Source organism: Variovorax sp. YR216, from assembly GCF_900107745.1.
In the GTDB taxonomy this organism is placed as follows: Bacteria; Pseudomonadota; Gammaproteobacteria; order Burkholderiales; family Burkholderiaceae_C; genus Variovorax.
On sequence record NZ_FNRO01000002.1, the window covers coordinates 428,577 to 443,792 of the forward strand.

Consider the following 15,216-nt stretch of genomic DNA (forward strand, 5'->3'; position numbering starts at 1 on the left):
TCTCGATCACGGCGTGACGATGTTGAAGTAGGGGTCGAAAGTCTCGACGTTGCTGAACACCGACGGCAGCGCCAGCGGATTGCCGCTGACCTTCACTTGCCCGGTCAGCACCATCTCCGGCAGCTTCTTGCCCTGCAGCAGCATCGCGAGGAAGGCCGGACGGGTGAGGGTGATCGTGGCGTCGGGGTTCTTCAGCACACGGCCCTTCGTGTTGTTGAGCACCGAGTTCGACAGTTCCAGCGCCCAGGTCTCGTTGAGGTCGGTGAAGACCATGCTGATGTTGACCTTCTTGCCGTCGGCCTTCTCGTGGTCGAGGCGCATGGCGATGAAGTCGAAGAGCAGCTCGTTGTTCATGCCGCGCACCACGTCCGGCCCCTGGCTCGACGTCGGCGGCCTGGTGACGCCGCCCCGCAGTTCGCGCGCACCGGTGAGATAGGCGTTGCGCCAGGTGCCGGCCTCGGACTGGTAGCCGAGCTGTTCGAGCGCATCGGCCTGCAAGGCGCGCGCCGCCGCGTTGTTCGGATTCGCGAACACGACGTGGTTCACCAACTCCGCCACCCAACGATAGTCACCCGCATCGAACGCCTTGCGTGCCGAGGCCAGCACCGCATCTTCGCCGCCCATGGCCGCGACGTAGCGCTTGGCGGTCTCGGTGGGCGGGAGCCGGTTCAGTGTCGCCGGGTTGCCGTCGTAGAAGCCCAGGTAGAAGTTGTAGACCGCCCGCAGGTTGTGGCTGAGCGTGCCGTAGTAGCCGCGCGAGCTTGCGTCCGACGCGAGTCCTTTGGGGAAGAAGGTCGCATCGCCGATCTCGTCCATCACCTGGCCCTTGTTGGCGAGGTTCAGCGCCTGGTCATGCAGGAAGCGGTACGTGTCGCGCTGGTTCGCGAGGTACTGGCGGATGTTGTCGCCGCCCCAGGTTGGCCAGTGATGGCTCGCGAAGGCCACCTCCACGTCGGGAAACATGTCGATGGTCTCGTTGATGTACTTGCTCCAGCCGAGCGCATCGCGCATCTTCGCGCCGCGGATCGTGTAGACGTTGTGCATGTGCTTCGTCGTCACTTCCGAGAGGCACAGCGCCTTCTTGTCGGGAAAGTAGAACATCATCTCCGACGGCGCTTCCGTGCCTTGCGCCATCTGGAAGACGATGCGCACGCCGTCCACCGTCATCTCCTGCCCGGTCTTGGCAATGATGTCGGTCGGCGGAATCAGCCCCGTCGTGCCGCTGCTGAGCGCCTTGCCGAGTCCGCTGCCGACGCCTTGCCGCTCGTTCGAATCGAGCCCCGCGCCGAACTGGTAGACGGCGCGCCGCGTCATCGCATTGCCGGCCAGCACGTTCTCGGCGATCGCGTTGTCCATGAAGCCCTCGGGCGCGATCACCTTCACCTTGCCGGCTTGCACATCCGCCTCGTCGACCACACCGCGCACGCCGCCGAAGTGATCCACATGGCTGTGCGTGTAGATCACCGCGACCACCGGCCTGGTGCTGCCGAGCTTGTCCATCGCGAAGGCCAGCGTGCTGTGCGCGATCTCCGCGGTGAGCATCGTGTCGATCACGATCCAGCCGGTTTGGCCTTCCACCAGCGTCATGTTCGCGAGGTCATAGCCGCGGATCTGGTAGATGCCGTCGGTCACCTTGAAGAGACCGCGTGCGTTGTTGAGCTTCTCCTGTCGCCACAGGCTCGGGTTGACCGTGGCGGGCGCATCGCCCTGGATGAAGTCGAAGCGGCTCGCGTCCCACACCAGCTTGCCCTGCGGCGTCTTCACCTGTGGATCGGGCAGCGTGGCGATCAGGCCGCGCGTCGCGTCCTCGAAGTCGCGCTTGTCGTCGAAGGCCATGCTGCGCGCAACCGCCTGGTTGGCGCGCTCGGTGGCCGGCGTCGCGGGTTTCGGCGTGGCCGGTGCCTCGTCGTGCGTCTGTGCAAGCGCGCCGCAGGCCAGCGAGGACGCGATGAGAGCGGCAAGCACGCCGCGGATGGCTGTTTTCATGGAGTCTCTGATCTTTGAAGGAGTGAAGTGGAGCAGCGCTGTTCAGGCTCGCGCATCGGCGCGGATCATGTCCGCCGCCTTCTCGCCGATCATGATCGTCGGCGCGTTAGTGTTGCCGCCGCACAGCGTCGGCATGATCGAGGCATCGACCACGCGCAGTGCATCGACGCCATGCACGCGAAGCCGCTCATCGACCACGGCCATGCTGTCGGCCTGCGGACCCATCCTGCAAGTCCCCACCGGGTGGTACTGCGTGTCGGCACGATTGCGGATGTCCTGTGCGATCGCCGCGCGGTCGTTCCGCTCCACGGGGTGCAGCATCTTTCCGCGCCAGGGATCGAAGGGGCTCGATTGCAGGATGTCCATCTGCAGCTCCACGCCCTTCACCAGCAGTTCGAGGTCGCGCTCGTCGTCGAGGAACTTGGGGTCGATCAGCGGCGCGGCGTGCGGGTCGCGGCTTGCAAGACGCACATGGCCGCGGCTTTTCGGACGAAGCACTTCGATGTGGCACGAATAGCCGTGGCCGAGATGCAACTTGCGGTTGTGGTCGTCCACCATCGCGACGACGAAGACCATCTGCAGATCCGGCACGGTGACATCGGGCGACGAGCGGACGAAGGCGCCGGACTCTGCGAAGTTGGAAGTGATGAGACCGGTGCGCTGCTTCTTCCACTCCAGCATCGCGCCGACGATCTTCACGCTGCCGCGCATCGAGACGCCGAAGGTGGGCGAGGTGCTGGCGGCGCGATAGGCCTGCACATGGTCGATATGGTCCTGCAGGTTCTCGCCCACGCCAGGCAGGTCGTGCAGCACGTCGATGCCGAGCTCCTGCAGTTGGGCGCCCGGCCCGATGCCCGAGAGCATCAACAGTTGCGGCGAACCGAAGGCGCCCGAGCTCACGATGACCTCGCGGCGCGCACGCGCGGTGGCTTCCCGCCCTCCCGCGCTGTAGGCGATACCGACGGCGCGCCGTCCATCGAAGACGATGCGCGACGAGAGCGCGCCCGTCTTCACCGTGAGGTTCGGCCGCGACAGATTCGGCGTGATGTAGCCCTTGGCCGCGCTGCAGCGCTCGCCGTTCTTCTGCGTCACCTGGTACATGAAGGCGCCGAACTGCTCGGCACCGTTGTAGTCCGCGACGGCCGGGATGCCGTTCATCGCGGCGGCCGCCAGGAATGCCTTGTTCAATGCGCTCGGGCTGCGCAGCTCGGCCACGTTGAGCGGCCCGCCGGTGCCGTGGAAGGGGCAGTCGTGGTGCGTCTCGTTGTGCTCCGCGCGCTTGAAGTACGGCAGCACTTCGTCATACGACCAGCCCGTGTTGCCAAGGGAGGCCCAGTGGTCATAGTCCCAGCGATGCCCGCGCACATAAAGCATCGCGTTTGTCGAACTCGAGCCGCCCAGCACCTTGCCTCGCGGCTGGTAGCCCTGCCGGCCGTTGAGTCCCTTCTGCGGCACCGTCTTGAAAGCCCAGTTCTTGAACGGCACCGGCAGCGTCGCTGCGACGCCCGCGGGCGCATGAATGAAGACGCTGTTGTCCGGCCCGCCAGCTTCGAGCAGGCAGACCGAAGCGGCCGGATCCTCGCTCAGCCGCGATGCGACGACGCAGCCGGCAGAGCCGCCACCCACGACGACGTAGTCGAATTCTTCGATGCTCATGATGTCTCTTTGCCGGAATGGGTGAGCGCCGGATCCGCGCTGCGCAGGTAGAACTTCAGCACCAGCCGTTGCACGAAGTTGCCGTAGGGTGGATAGAACAGGGCGATCGGAAAGAAGCGCTGGCGCTGGAACACGGTTCGCGCATGGGACAGCTCGCGAAAGCCCTCCACGCCGTGGTAGGTGCCCATGCCGGAGTTGCCGATGCCGCCGAAGGGCGCATCGTGGTTCACGACCTGCCATCCCCAGTCGTTGACCGCCACGCCGCCCGAGTGGGTGCGCCGCAGCAGCGCGTCGCGCTCGGCATCGTCGTGGGTGAAGCAATAGAGCGCGAGCGGCCGGGGCTTTGCGTTGATGAAGGCAATGGCGTCATCGGTCGTGTCGTAGGGAACCACCGGCAGGATGGGGCCGAACAACTCCTCCTGCATCACCCGCATCTCCGGCGTGAGCTGGGTCACGATGTGCAGCGGCATCTGGCGGCCTTCGCCGGCGGGTGCGGGCGCGCAGAGTTCAACGCGTGCGCCTTTCGCACGCGCGTCGTCGAGCACGGCCTGCATGCGCTGCCACTGCCGCGCGTTCACCACGCCGGTGTAGTCCGCGTTGCCGTCGGTGCGGCCGCCGTAGAAGCGCTGGAAGGTGCGCCGCACGCCCGCGATGAAATCGTCCACGCGCTCGCGCGGCACCAGTGCGTAGTCGGGTGACACGCAGATCTGCCCGCCATTGGTCGACTTGCCGTGCGTGATGCGCGTGGCCGCATCGGCGATCGGATAGTTGCGCGTGACCAGCGCGGGCGACTTGCCGCCGAGCTCCAATGTGACCGGCGTCAGGTTCTTCGCTGCCGTGCGCATGACGATGCGCCCCACTGCTGGCGAGCCGGTGAACACGATGTGGTTGAAGGGCTGGGAGGTGAAGACATCCGGGTCGGCCAGTTCCTCGCCCACGACCGCCACGAGGTTCTCGTCGAAGACCTCGCCGAGCAGCCGCTTGAACACCGCGTTGGTGGCCGGCGTCACCTCCGGCATCTTGATCATCACGCGGTTGCCCGCTGCCAGTGCGGCAGTCAGCGGCCCGGCGGCCAGATAGATCGGAAAGTTCCACGGCACGATCACGCCCACCACGCCCTTGGGCTGGAAGCGCACTTCGACCCGGTTGCTCAGGAACAGCAACTCGGTGGAGCGTCGGCTCGGCCTCATCCAGCGCCGCAGGTGCGAGACCGCGTGATCGATGTCGAGCACCGAGCCCAACAGGTCGAGCATCTTCGATTCGGCGTCGGCGCGATGGCCAAAGTCCCGGCTCATCGCGTCGGCGAGCAAATCCTGGTAGCGCTGAATCTGTCGCTTGAGCGACCTGAGCCATGCGCGCCGTTCGGCGGCGCTGGGACAGGGCTGCTGCGCAAAGGCCGTTTGCTGCGCCGCAAAAATGCGCTGCACGCGCTCGTGCACGGCGATGGCGCTTGCCGCGTGCGACTGATCCGTGGTGTCGTTCAAGGCTTGTCTCCTGGGGCACGTCTCGCGGTGCGATGCCGCGCCTGTCGCCACGGAATGTAGGGCCTGGCAGGGTCTGCGCCTAGGTTCAAGTTCGACACATTCGGGTGAAAATCTGCCAACCGTCCTGGTCCAGATCACCGTGCCAAAAGCAGTCCTCGGCGCAAGAATTCCCGCAACGCCCATCGTTGGCCGCTACAGCCACGACATGGACGCGCCGGCGCACAGCATGCTCGGGTTGACTGCCCTCACCGACGCGCTGGCCGAATGCGGCGTCGATGTCGCCGCGCTGTTCGTGGGGACGGGTATCCCGCCGGAGGCGGTCTCCGACCCGCAGGTGCGCATCTCGCACCGGCAGAAGATTGCGCTCTTCGGCAATGTGCTGCGGCTCACGCCGGAGCCGGCCATCGGCCTCATCGCGGGAAGTCGACAGCGCATCTCCGACTTCGGCGTGTTCGGCTACGCGGTGCTCAGCAGCGCCACGCTGGCCGACGCGATCGCCTTCGGCATCGAACACGTGCGCCTCGCGGGACCGGTGCTGGAGAAGACCTTCCGCGTCGAAGGCAACACCGCGATCTTCGAGGCCCGCGACGTGATGGACCTCGGCGCGCTGCTGCCGCTTGCGACGGAGTTCTGGTTCAGCTCGATCCAGGCGCTGGTCGAGCGCGTGCTGGAGCGCCAGTTCAAGGGCCAGCGGCTGCTGCTTCCCTATGCCGCGCCGGCCTATGCCGCGCGCTACGCGGAATTCCTGCGCTGCCCGGTGCAGTTCGATGCCGGTGTGATGCAGTGGCAGTTCGATGCGTCGCTGCTCGGCATGCCGCTGCCCAATGCGAACCCGATCACCGCGGACGCCTGCGCAAGCTTCTGCAGCCGCATGCTCGAAGACCTCGCGGGTGAGCCGGCGCTGGTCAGGTCCATCAAGGAAACCTGCCTCAACAACATGAGCGACCTGCCGCGCGCCGAAGAAATGGCCGAGCGGCTGCACCTTTCGCCGCGCACGCTGCATCGCCGGCTGGTCGAGGCGGGCACCAGCTACCAGGCCATCATCGATGGGCTGCGCGAGCGGCTTGCGATCGAGTTCCTCGAGCGCACGGACCTGTCGGTGGACGAGATCGCGGAGCGCAGCGGTTTCTCGGACGTGTCCAACTTCCGCAAGGCGTTCAAGAAGTGGACCGGCCAGACGCCGGCGTATTACCGTGACTCACCCCCAGGCTCGCGCACTGCGTGTCGCTCTCCACCTCCTTCCAGGGGGCGCTCCCAGCGGCCCGGCTGAGCCGGTTCCGCGGGAGCCCTGGCTTGCGGCTAGCGCTTCGTGACGACCACTTCGAGATACTCGCTCGGCACCACCAGCGAGTGGGGCCCTGCGCGGTTCATGTCCTGCAGCAGTGTCATCAGATCGCTTTCGAGGGCCTGCGCACCGTCGACCGGCAACGCGGCGAAAGCCTTGTGGACCGGCCCGTACCAGGTGCGGAACACCTCGACGAAGTGCGCCGCCGAGCGGTATCTGAAATTGAACATCCGCCGCGTCACCGAGATCGATTCGGCCTTGTCGCCGAAGAGCGATTGCAGATGCGATTCCACGCCCCATTTCGGCGGCGGCTGCACGCCCGCAGGCGGCGGCACATGGCGCCCCAGCGTCTTGAACATCTGGCCGATGAATCCCTCGGGTGTCCAGTTCGCCATGCCGATGCGACCGCCGGGCCGGCACACGCGCATCATCTCGGCGGCGGACTTCGCGTGATCGGGCGCGAACATCACGCCGAAGGTCGAGATCACGGCATCGAAGCTCGCTTCGTCGAAGGGCAATGCCTCGACGTCGGCGGTCTTGAACTCCACCTTCAGCCGCTCGGCGCGTGCACGCTCGGCGCCGCGGTCGAGCAACGCGGCGACATAGTCGGTCGAGGTCACGCGGCAGCCGCGCCGCGCGGCGGCCAGCGTCGCGTTGCCGTTGCCGGCCGCAACGTCGAGCACGCGCTCGTCCCAGCGCAGGTCGCAGGCCTCGGCGAGCATCTCGCCGACGATCTGCAGCGTGGTGCCGATCACGGCGTAGTCGCCGCTGGCCCAGGCCGCGTGCTGGCGTGTCTTCAAGGCGTTGAAGTCGATCGGTGCATTCATGGAAAGAGGCTCCTTGTGGACTGCGAACTGGATGGTGTGAGCGACCTTGCGGCCGTGCATGCACTGTGGCGCCTTGCGCCCGGATCCGTCCTGCTCGCGCGTCGCCCGTGTCTGCCCGATCGTCCGCATCTCGGGCGACACCGCCGTCGATGCCGGCCGATCGTCCGGGTCTCATGACTCTTCATCCGGCCATGCGGCATAGCTCTTCCCGCTGCTGTTCGCGCCGCGTCATCGCGCTCAGAATCTTCAGGTTTGGAGTTCCTCACATGGAGGCAACCATGGCTGCGGACAGCATTGCAGCAGCGTGGCACCGTGCCGAATCGGCCTTGCAGCGCCGCCCCGAGATGGGTCTTCACGACGATGCGCCGGCCACTGCGCGCTGGGAACAAGGCTTGCGTGTGATCGCGAGCCACGCCAACGGCACGCAGGTGCAGACCGACATGGCCACCGAACTCGGCGGCACCGGCGACCGGGTCACGCCCGGCTGGCTGCTGCGCGCGGGGATGGCGTCGTGCACGGCCACGCGCATCGCGATGGCTGCCGCGGCGCAGGACATCGAGCTCACCTTGCTCGAAGTGGTGACGAGCAGCCGCTCCGACCTGCGCGGGCTGCTGGGCATGCACGATTCCGACGGCACGCCGGTGCCCGCGACGCCGCGTGACGTGCGCATGCATGTGCGTATCGGTGCGCGCGGTGCTTCGGACGATCGGCTTCGCACGCTGGTCGAAGAGAGCTGCGAATGCTCGCCGATGGCGCGTGCCGTGCACGACGCGGTGCCGATCGGCCTGCGCATCGACATCGCCAGCGGCTGAGTCCGGCCATGGATGCGCTGTCGGAAACGCTCCGCGTGGTGCGCCTCGTCGGGGCCATCTTCATCAACGCGCGTTTCACCGCGCCATGGTGCTACCAGTCGCCGCGTGCGGACACGGTCGCGCCGCTGCTGGAGCCCGGCGCGGAGCGGCTGGTGATCTTTCACCTCATCACCGAGGGGGAGTGCTACGTCGAGATGGGCGGTGACGAGCCGGTGCGCCTGATCGCGGGCGATGCGGTCATCTTTCCGCAGGGCCATGCGCATCGCATGACCTCCGAACCCGGCCTGGTGCCGGCGGTTGGCGAGCAGCTCGACCGCGTGCTCGCGCGCCGCCCGCGCCAACTTGCCTACGGAGGCGGGGGGCCGACGACGCGACTGGTGTGCGGTTATCTGGCCTGCGATGCGCGGCTGGCCGGAATGCTTCTCGCGGGACTGCCGCCGCTCGTGCGGGTGAACGTGCGTGGCTCGAACGCCGGCGCATGGCTCGAAGCCTCGGTGCGGTACGCCCTCGGGGAAGCGCGCTCGCCTCGGCCAGGTGGCGCGGGGGTGCTCGCCAAGCTCGCCGAAGTGTTGTTCATCGAGGTGCTGCGCCTGTACATGAACGAACAGAGCGAGGGCCGCACCGGATGGCTCGCGGGCGTGGGCGACCGCATCGTCGGCGCGGCACTGCACTCGATGCACAAGCAGCCCGCGCATGCATGGACGCTCGATGAACTGGCTCGCGAAGCGGGGAGTTCACGCTCCGTGCTGGCGGAGCGCTTCCAGCACCTGGTGGGCAGCTCGCCGATGCAGTACCTCACGCAGTGGCGCATGCTGCTGGCGGCGAATCTGCTGACCCGCAGCAACGCACCGCTCGCGAGCATCGCCGGGGATGTGGGATATCAAACGGACACTGCATTCAGCCGGGCGTTCCGGCGCGAGTTCGGTGCGCCACCGGCGGCGTGGCGGCGCACCCAGGCGACGCGCTCGCAGGAGCGCAGCGCCCTGGTCAGGCCATGAGCCCCCGCCCGGCCGTTCCGAAGGGGGCTCGCACCGCAGTGCGAAGCACGGAGGTTACCCAATGAGCGCCGCTCGGCCGCCCGAAGGCGCTCGCACGGCAGTGCGAAGCACGAAGATTACCCAATGAGCTCGGCCGGCACCTTGCCGCCGTTGGCCGCGAGCTTGGTCATGACCTGGCGGTGCAGCCAGATGTTCATCTTGGCGGAGTCGCTCGTATCCTCGCCGTAGCTCAGCTCGAAGGCGAGTTGCTTGCGCGCGGCGAGGCTGCTGTCCAAACCGAGCAGCTTCATCAGGTCGACGATCGATGTGCGCCAGTTGAGGCTGCTGGCGCCGGGCATGCCGTCGAGCAAGGCTTCGACGTCGACCACCGTGATCGCGGCCGGCGGCGCCGCGGGAGCGGCGGTTGCGGCGGCGGCGTCCGTGGCCGCCGGTGCCGGCTGGTCCGGCGCCGTGGCGGCGTTGGCCGACGGGAAGATCTTGGCGAGGATGCTGCTGAAGATGCTCATGAGTGACTCCGCTGGGTGGTTGAAGGGTTGATGGAAAGGCGGATTCTGCGATCGGTGTGTGTCACAACAATCCGAAGACTGCACATTTCGCCACGATGGGCGGTCGGGAGAGACTTTGTTACATCGGACCGCGCGCCGACGGCGAGCCCTTGCCGCCGGGCGTCGCAAGCGACTCGCAGGAGGTGCCCGGCTGCACCGAGACGAACCGATCGACCACCATGTGCTCGCGCGCCGGGCCTTCCATGGGCTCGCGCACCTCGATGCGCCCATCGAAGTTCGCGAGCAGCGGTGCCTTGGGCGCGCCCTGCCAGCGCAGGTAGGCCTCCTCGAGCGTGAGGTAGTCGCCGGCCTGCGCCACGGGCCACTGCTGGCCGGTCTTGCAGTCGGTGAAGATTGCCGAGTCGGCAAAGTAGACGAAGTCGCCGCGCCAGCGCACGGGCTGCTGCGCATGCAGGCCGGCCGCGAGCACCGCCAGCAGGAGGCTGGCTGCGGCCCGCATCGGTCCGCGCATGGGCTGTCGATTCATTTCCGGCTTCCCCGTGTGATGCACATGGGCCGACAGCTTAGCGGTGTGCAGGAAGGCATGGATCGCGTACAAACCTCCTTCCGACGATTCCCCCGATTTCCCGAAGGCACTTCATGTCCAGTTCTCCCTTCGATCCCGACGACACGGCCGACACTGGTGGCATGCGCAAGGGACTGACCAGCTACGGCGACCAGGGCTTCTCGCTCTTCCTGCGCAAGGCGTTCATCAAGGGCGCGGGCTTCACCGATGCGGCGCTCGATCGTCCGGTCATCGGCATCGCCGACACCGGCAGCGCGTACAACCCGTGCCACGGCAATGCGCCGCAGCTCATCGATGCGGTCAAGCGGGGCGTGATGCTGGCGGGCGGGCTGCCGATGGCGTTCCCGACGATCTCGATCCACGAGAGCTTCGCCGCGCCGACCAGCATGTACCTGCGCAACCTGATGTCCATGGACACCGAGGAGATGATTCGCGCGCAGCCGATGGATGCGGTGGTACTCATCGGCGGCTGCGACAAGACCGTGCCCGCGCAGCTCATGGGTGCGGCATCGGCGGGGTTGCCGGCGATCCAGCTCATCACCGGCTCGATGCTCACCGGCAGCCATCGCGGCGAGCGTGTCGGCGCCTGCACCGACTGCCGTCGATACTGGGCCCGCTTTCGCGCCGAGGAGATCGATGCCGCCGAGACCGCCGAGGTCAACAACGAACTGGTGGCCAGCGTCGGCACCTGCTCGGTGATGGGCACTGCGAGCACCATGGCCTGCCTCGCCGAGGCGATGGGCATGACGGTGCCGGGCGGCGCCTCGCCGCCGGCGGTGACGGCCGACCGCATCCGCATTGCCGAACAGACCGGCGCGCAGGCGGTGCAGATCGCGCGCGACCGGCTCACCATCGACAAGGTGCTGACACCGGCGGCTTTCGAGAACGCGATGCGCGTGCTGCTGGCCATTGGCGGCTCGACCAACGGCATCGTGCATCTCGCGGCGATCGCGGGCCGCATGGGGGTCGATATCGATCTCGCCACGCTGGACCGCATGGGCCGCGAGACACCGGTGCTGCTCGATCTGAAGCCCTCGGGCCAGCACTACATGGAGGATTTTCACGCCGCGGGGGGCATGGCGACGCTGCTGCGCGAGCTCAAGCCGCTGCTGCGGCTCGATGCGCTCACGGTCACCGGCCGCACGCTGGGCGAGGAGATCGAGCGCGCCGGCCCCGGCTTCAGGCAGGACGTGGTGCGCAGCGTGGCGAAGCCGATCTATCCGCAGGGCGGCATTGCGGTGTTGCGCGGCAATCTCGCGCCCGGCGGCGCGATCATCAAGCAGTCGGCCGCGGATGCCGCGCTCATGGAACACGAGGGCAAGGCGGTGGTGTTCGAGAACCTCGAGGATCTTGCGCGCCGCATCGACAGCGACGAACTCGACGTGACGCCGGACGACATCCTCGTGCTCAAGAACATCGGCCCCAAAGGCGCGCCGGGCATGCCGGAAGCGGGCTACATGCCGATCCCCCGCAAGCTCGCGCGTGCGGGCGTGAAGGACATCGTTCGCATTTCCGATGGCCGGATGAGCGGCACCGCCTTCGGCACCATCGTGCTGCACGTCACGCCCGAATCGGCGGTAGGCGGCCCGCTGGCCTACGTGCAGAGCGGCGACCGCGTCCGCCTGAGCGTCGCGAACCGCGAACTCTCGCTGCTGGTGAGCGATGAAGAACTTGCGCGCCGCGCGCGCGAGACGCCCGTCACGCCGCCGACCGCCGAACGCGGCTATCGCAAGCTCTTCCTCCAGTCGGTCACGCAGGCCGACCAGGGAGCCGACTTCGACTTCCTTCGCGCGCCCAAGAAGACAGGACCACAACCATGACGCAGTACTGGCTGATGAAATCCGAACCCGACGACGTCTCGATCGACGACGCGATCGCCGCGCCCGATTCGACAGTGGGGTGGACTGGCGTGCGCGGCTTCCAGGCTCGCAAGTACATGAAGGAAGTCATGCAGGTCGGCGACGGCGTGCTGTTCTATCACTCCAGCTGTCCGCAGCCGGGCATCGCCGGCATCGCGCGCGTCGTCTCGGGACCCAAGCCCGACCCGACGCAGTTCGATCCGAAGTCGCCCTACTACGACCCGGAATCCAAGTCCGAATCGCCGCGCTGGATCCTGGTGGACGTGCAGGCCCTCTGCAAGACGAAGCTGCTGTCGCTGCCCGAGATGCGCGCCAACCCCGCGCTGGCCGACATGATCGTGTTGCGCAAGGGCAACCGGCTGTCGATCACGCCGGTCGACGAGAAGCACTGGCGGCTGATCACCGAGGAGCTGCTGGTCTGAGAGGGCTGCGCCTGGGCTTCAGGCGGCGCTCTGGATCAGCGCCATGATGTTGCCCTCGCTGTCCTTGAACCATGCGGCCATCGCACCGCCGCCGGTCACGATGCCGTCGGCGTCCTTGCCGGGCATGTCGTAGTTCTCGAACACCACGCCGCGGGCCTTCAGATCGGTCACTTCCCTGCGGATGTCCGCGACCTGCCAGAAGGCCTGGCTGGCTTGCGAGGTGCCTGCGTTCGGCGTCGGGTACAGAAAGGCGCCGGTGCCGCCGCCGAACTCATAGTGCACGCCGCCCGCGGTCTCGGCCTTCGGCGTGAAGCCGAGCTTTCCTTCGTAGAACTGCCGGGCACGGGCAAGGTCCCTGGCCGGGATGTAGGCGTAGAGCGGGGATTGCTGCAGCATGGCGTGTCCTTCGGAATGTTCGAACGACGGCCATTCTTGCGCCGTGCAGCGGCCCGCGCGCGGGTGTTCGCCGATGCACCCGGCGTCAGTGGGGGGGTGCCGCACCGTGTGCGTCGGCAGTGTCAGGCCTGCCTCCTTCGACCGCGACAGCGTCGTCCTTGGCTTCCCGCCACCATGACAGCAGCTGGTTGAAATCCCCGGCGAAGCCACGCTGGAGCAGTTCTTCGGCATAGCGCGAGCAGAAGGCCGCGGCCGCCATGTCCAGGAGGGTGCGACTCGCGGCCTGTTCGCACGTGAGGTAGACCGTCTTCAGTTCGGCCACCTGGGCGCGTTGCGGGTCCGCAAGTGCGGGTTGGGCCGCCACGCCGGCCAGCGCGGCCGCCAAAAGGGAAAGAGCCCGAACGAGCTTCATGGGGTACCCCCTTGTTTCCGATTTCGCCGCTTTTCCTCTTGGATGTCAGCATAGGCGCCGGGCCGAGAACCTGCATCCCTCGCTCGGGGTAGCACGTAAGATTGGTGCTCCATCCCGGTCTTTGTCTTACATCCCGTGTCGCTGCTTTTCAAGTGCCTCCTCGGTGCCGTCGCGGTGCTTCTCATTGCGCTGCTGTCGAAGACGAAGAACTTCTATGTCGCGGGCCTCGTGCCGCTCTTTCCCACCTTTGCGCTGATCGCCCACTACATCGTGGGCACCGAGCGCTCGGCGGTGGACCTGCGCACCACCGCGCTCTTCGGGCTGCTGTCGCTGGTCCCCTATGCGATCTATCTCGCGGTGGTGTATTGGCTCAGCGTGAAGGCCTCGCTGCCGGTGACGCTGATCGCGGCGACGGTGGCCTGGTGCGTGGGCGCGGCGCTGCTTCTCGGCATCTGGTCCCATTGGACTTCCGGCCTTGGTTGAGTGTTGGGCGCACAATGCGCGCGACGGAGGAGTGGGTTCGCATGCCGTTCATACTTCAACTGCTCATCGATTACGGCTATCTGGCCGTCTTCATCGGCTGTCTGCTGGAGGGCGAGACCATCCTAGTTCTGGCGGGTTTCGCCTGCCACCACGGCCACCTCTCCGTGCCAGTGACCCTCGCGGTCGCGGTGTTCGGCGCGACGCTGGGCGACCAGCTCTTCTACTGGATAGGCCGCTACCGGGGGGCGGCGCTGCTGGCGCGCCTGCCCTCGCTGGCGCAGCGCGCGGAGCGCGTCGCCGCCTCGCTGAAGCGCTATGACGGGCTGGTGGTCATGGGGGTGCGCTTCGTCTACGGACTGCGCATCGCCGGCCCCATCGCGATCGGTGCCATGCAGATGCCGCCGCGCCGCTTCGCCGTTTTCAATCTCCTCGGCGCGATGTTGTGGGCGCCGTTGATCGCCTCGGTCGGCTATCTCTTCGGCTCCGCGCTCGAAGCGCTGATCGGGGACGTGGAACGGATCGAACTGATCGGCACCGTGGTGATCGTCGGCATCGCGCTCGCGATCGCCCTGGTCCGCCGGTGGCGGCGGTCGCGAGCGACGGTGCGCTAGGGACTGGCCGCAGGCAACGAACGGCAACAGCAAGCGGCGCCTCTCGCCGCACAATGGCACTCACCGGGAGATGGCCATGAGACATGCGAACACACGGCAATCCAGCGGGCTGGGTCATCCCGTCGCTGCCGCTCGGGCGGGGCCATGAGCACCTCGACGGATCTCGGCGGACTCGACGCGGCGGACCCGGCCGACCGTGCAAGCGCGTACGAGGCGCTCGTGGTGGCGGGCCGTACGTCGACACCGGTCTTCCTGCGCGGACTGGCGAGCGCGGATGCCGACGTGCGCGAGAAATCGGCGCAGGGTCTGGCCGAAACCGGCGATCCGATTGCAGCCGATGCGCTAGCCGATGCGCTTTCCGACCCCGAGCCGCTGGTGCGCGGCCGCGCGGCGCAGGCGCTGGCGGCGATCGGCGACTGGCGGTCGCTCGACGCGCTGGTGCGCACCATCGATGACTACCCCGATGTGCTGCATGCGCCGCACACCATCGCGACCTATGTGCTGATTGCGCGCGGCCGCGACGTGCTGCCAGCGGTCGCGCCGCTGCTCGATGCGCTGCATCCCATCACGCGGCAGCGCGCGTTCCTGGTGGTTCAGACGCTGGTCTCCGCCATGCCTGAGGCGGGCCACTGGGAGGCGCTCTGGCAATCGCTCGGCGCCTACGACCCGGACAGCCACGACGCCGCCGTGCGTGCGGTGGCCGCCGCGAAGTGGGCGCAATGGGTTTCGGCGCACTGTCCTTGACAGGGTCAGGTTCAGGGGGAGGATCGTCAACGGTCAGCTCACGGTGACGCGGATGGTGTGCGAGCGCTGACGAGTGCGCGGCGGGCGATCAAATCGTTCCGTCGATTTAGGACATTTCTTGTAGACGCAGGCTGTCGTCATTCCTAGAGTGCATCCCGCAGTGCGTCGGT

The 15,216-nt window shown here is 67.3% G+C and carries 16 protein-coding genes; 8 read left to right on the forward strand and 8 right to left on the reverse strand.

Annotated features, from left to right (window positions below; all coding sequences use genetic code 11):
- Window positions 1–6: 6 nt before the first annotated feature.
- The 3 genes from BLW05_RS06855 to BLW05_RS06865 are packed head-to-tail and all read right to left on the reverse strand — an operon-like array spanning window position 7 to window position 5,126.
- Entirely contained in the window at window positions 7–1,986 is a 1,980-nt protein-coding gene (locus BLW05_RS06855; RefSeq protein WP_093161307.1) for an alkyl/aryl-sulfatase, read from the reverse strand.
- 42 nt (window positions 1,987–2,028) lie between these two features.
- Window positions 2,029–3,642: a GMC family oxidoreductase gene (locus BLW05_RS06860; protein ID WP_093161309.1), complete on the reverse strand. Its 1,614-nt coding sequence runs from the start codon at window positions 3,640–3,642 to the stop codon at window positions 2,029–2,031.
- Window positions 3,639–5,126 (reverse strand): coniferyl aldehyde dehydrogenase, encoded by a 1,488-nt coding sequence (locus BLW05_RS06865; protein WP_256330083.1) that lies wholly within the window; start codon window positions 5,124–5,126, stop codon window positions 3,639–3,641. Before BLW05_RS06865 ends, BLW05_RS06860 begins: the two co-directional genes overlap by 4 nt.
- Window positions 5,127–5,265: 139 nt before the next feature.
- Between BLW05_RS06865 and BLW05_RS06870 the strand changes: the two genes are divergently transcribed.
- Window positions 5,266–6,396 carry an AraC family transcriptional regulator gene (locus BLW05_RS06870; RefSeq protein WP_143044784.1) on the forward strand — a complete coding sequence of 377 codons (1,131 nt, stop codon included), beginning with the start codon at window positions 5,266–5,268 and terminating at the stop codon, window positions 6,394–6,396.
- Between the two features lie 29 nt (window positions 6,397–6,425).
- Here the strand turns inward: BLW05_RS06870 and BLW05_RS06875 are convergent, their stop codons facing one another.
- Window positions 6,426–7,238 carry a class I SAM-dependent methyltransferase gene (locus BLW05_RS06875; protein WP_093162102.1) on the reverse strand — a complete coding sequence of 271 codons (813 nt, stop codon included), beginning with the start codon at window positions 7,236–7,238 and terminating at the stop codon, window positions 6,426–6,428.
- A gap of 266 nt (window positions 7,239–7,504) precedes the next feature.
- Here BLW05_RS06875 and BLW05_RS06880 point away from each other — a divergent pair, with 266 nt between their 5' ends.
- Window positions 7,505–8,050: an OsmC family protein gene (locus BLW05_RS06880; RefSeq protein ID WP_218135151.1), complete on the forward strand. Its 546-nt coding sequence runs from the start codon at window positions 7,505–7,507 to the stop codon at window positions 8,048–8,050.
- A gap of 8 nt (window positions 8,051–8,058) precedes the next feature.
- On the forward strand, window positions 8,059–9,048 hold the full coding sequence (locus BLW05_RS06885; RefSeq protein WP_093161315.1) for an AraC family transcriptional regulator: 990 nt from the start codon (window positions 8,059–8,061) through the stop codon (window positions 9,046–9,048).
- Window positions 9,049–9,164: 116 nt separating this feature from the next.
- Here BLW05_RS06885 and BLW05_RS06890 read toward each other — a convergent pair whose 3' ends face one another.
- Both BLW05_RS06890 and BLW05_RS06895 read right to left on the reverse strand, forming a co-directional pair.
- Complete coding sequence (locus BLW05_RS06890) at window positions 9,165–9,554, reverse strand: DUF3597 domain-containing protein (RefSeq protein WP_093161317.1); 390 nt, start codon at window positions 9,552–9,554, stop codon at window positions 9,165–9,167.
- A gap of 118 nt (window positions 9,555–9,672) precedes the next feature.
- Window positions 9,673–10,080, reverse strand: coding sequence for a hypothetical protein (locus tag BLW05_RS06895; RefSeq protein ID WP_143044785.1), 408 nt, complete (start codon window positions 10,078–10,080; stop codon window positions 9,673–9,675).
- 113 nt (window positions 10,081–10,193) lie between these two features.
- Here BLW05_RS06895 and BLW05_RS06900 point away from each other — a divergent pair, with 113 nt between their 5' ends.
- Together BLW05_RS06900 and BLW05_RS06905 are read left to right on the forward strand one after the other, a co-directional pair.
- The gene (locus BLW05_RS06900; protein ID WP_093161320.1) at window positions 10,194–11,939 is read left to right on the forward strand and encodes an IlvD/Edd family dehydratase; all 1,746 of its coding nucleotides are present in this window, start codon (window positions 10,194–10,196) and stop codon (window positions 11,937–11,939) included.
- Window positions 11,936–12,400 (forward strand): EVE domain-containing protein, encoded by a 465-nt coding sequence (locus BLW05_RS06905; protein WP_093161321.1) that lies wholly within the window; start codon window positions 11,936–11,938, stop codon window positions 12,398–12,400. The genes BLW05_RS06900 and BLW05_RS06905 overlap by 4 nt, the downstream gene beginning before the upstream one ends.
- Window positions 12,401–12,418: 18 nt before the next feature.
- Here the strand turns inward: BLW05_RS06905 and BLW05_RS06910 are convergent, their stop codons facing one another.
- Both BLW05_RS06910 and BLW05_RS06915 read right to left on the reverse strand, forming a co-directional pair.
- Window positions 12,419–12,796 carry a VOC family protein gene (locus BLW05_RS06910; protein WP_093162103.1) on the reverse strand — a complete coding sequence of 126 codons (378 nt, stop codon included), beginning with the start codon at window positions 12,794–12,796 and terminating at the stop codon, window positions 12,419–12,421.
- Window positions 12,797–12,881: 85 nt separating this feature from the next.
- The gene (locus BLW05_RS06915; RefSeq protein WP_143044786.1) at window positions 12,882–13,208 is read right to left on the reverse strand and encodes a hypothetical protein; all 327 of its coding nucleotides are present in this window, start codon (window positions 13,206–13,208) and stop codon (window positions 12,882–12,884) included.
- Between the two features lie 135 nt (window positions 13,209–13,343).
- On the opposite strand from BLW05_RS06915, the gene BLW05_RS06920 reads away from it, so the two are divergent.
- The 3 genes from BLW05_RS06920 to BLW05_RS06930 all read left to right on the forward strand — a co-directional run bounded on the left by BLW05_RS06920 (window position 13,344) and on the right by BLW05_RS06930 (window position 15,046).
- Window positions 13,344–13,691 (forward strand): GlpM family protein, encoded by a 348-nt coding sequence (locus BLW05_RS06920; protein WP_093161324.1) that lies wholly within the window; start codon window positions 13,344–13,346, stop codon window positions 13,689–13,691.
- 41 nt (window positions 13,692–13,732) lie between these two features.
- Window positions 13,733–14,302: a DedA family protein gene (locus tag BLW05_RS06925; protein ID WP_093161326.1), complete on the forward strand. Its 570-nt coding sequence runs from the start codon at window positions 13,733–13,735 to the stop codon at window positions 14,300–14,302.
- A 144-nt stretch (window positions 14,303–14,446) separates the two neighbouring features.
- Window positions 14,447–15,046, forward strand: coding sequence for a HEAT repeat domain-containing protein (locus BLW05_RS06930; RefSeq protein WP_093161328.1), 600 nt, complete (start codon window positions 14,447–14,449; stop codon window positions 15,044–15,046).
- Window positions 15,047–15,216: the final 170 nt, after the last annotated feature.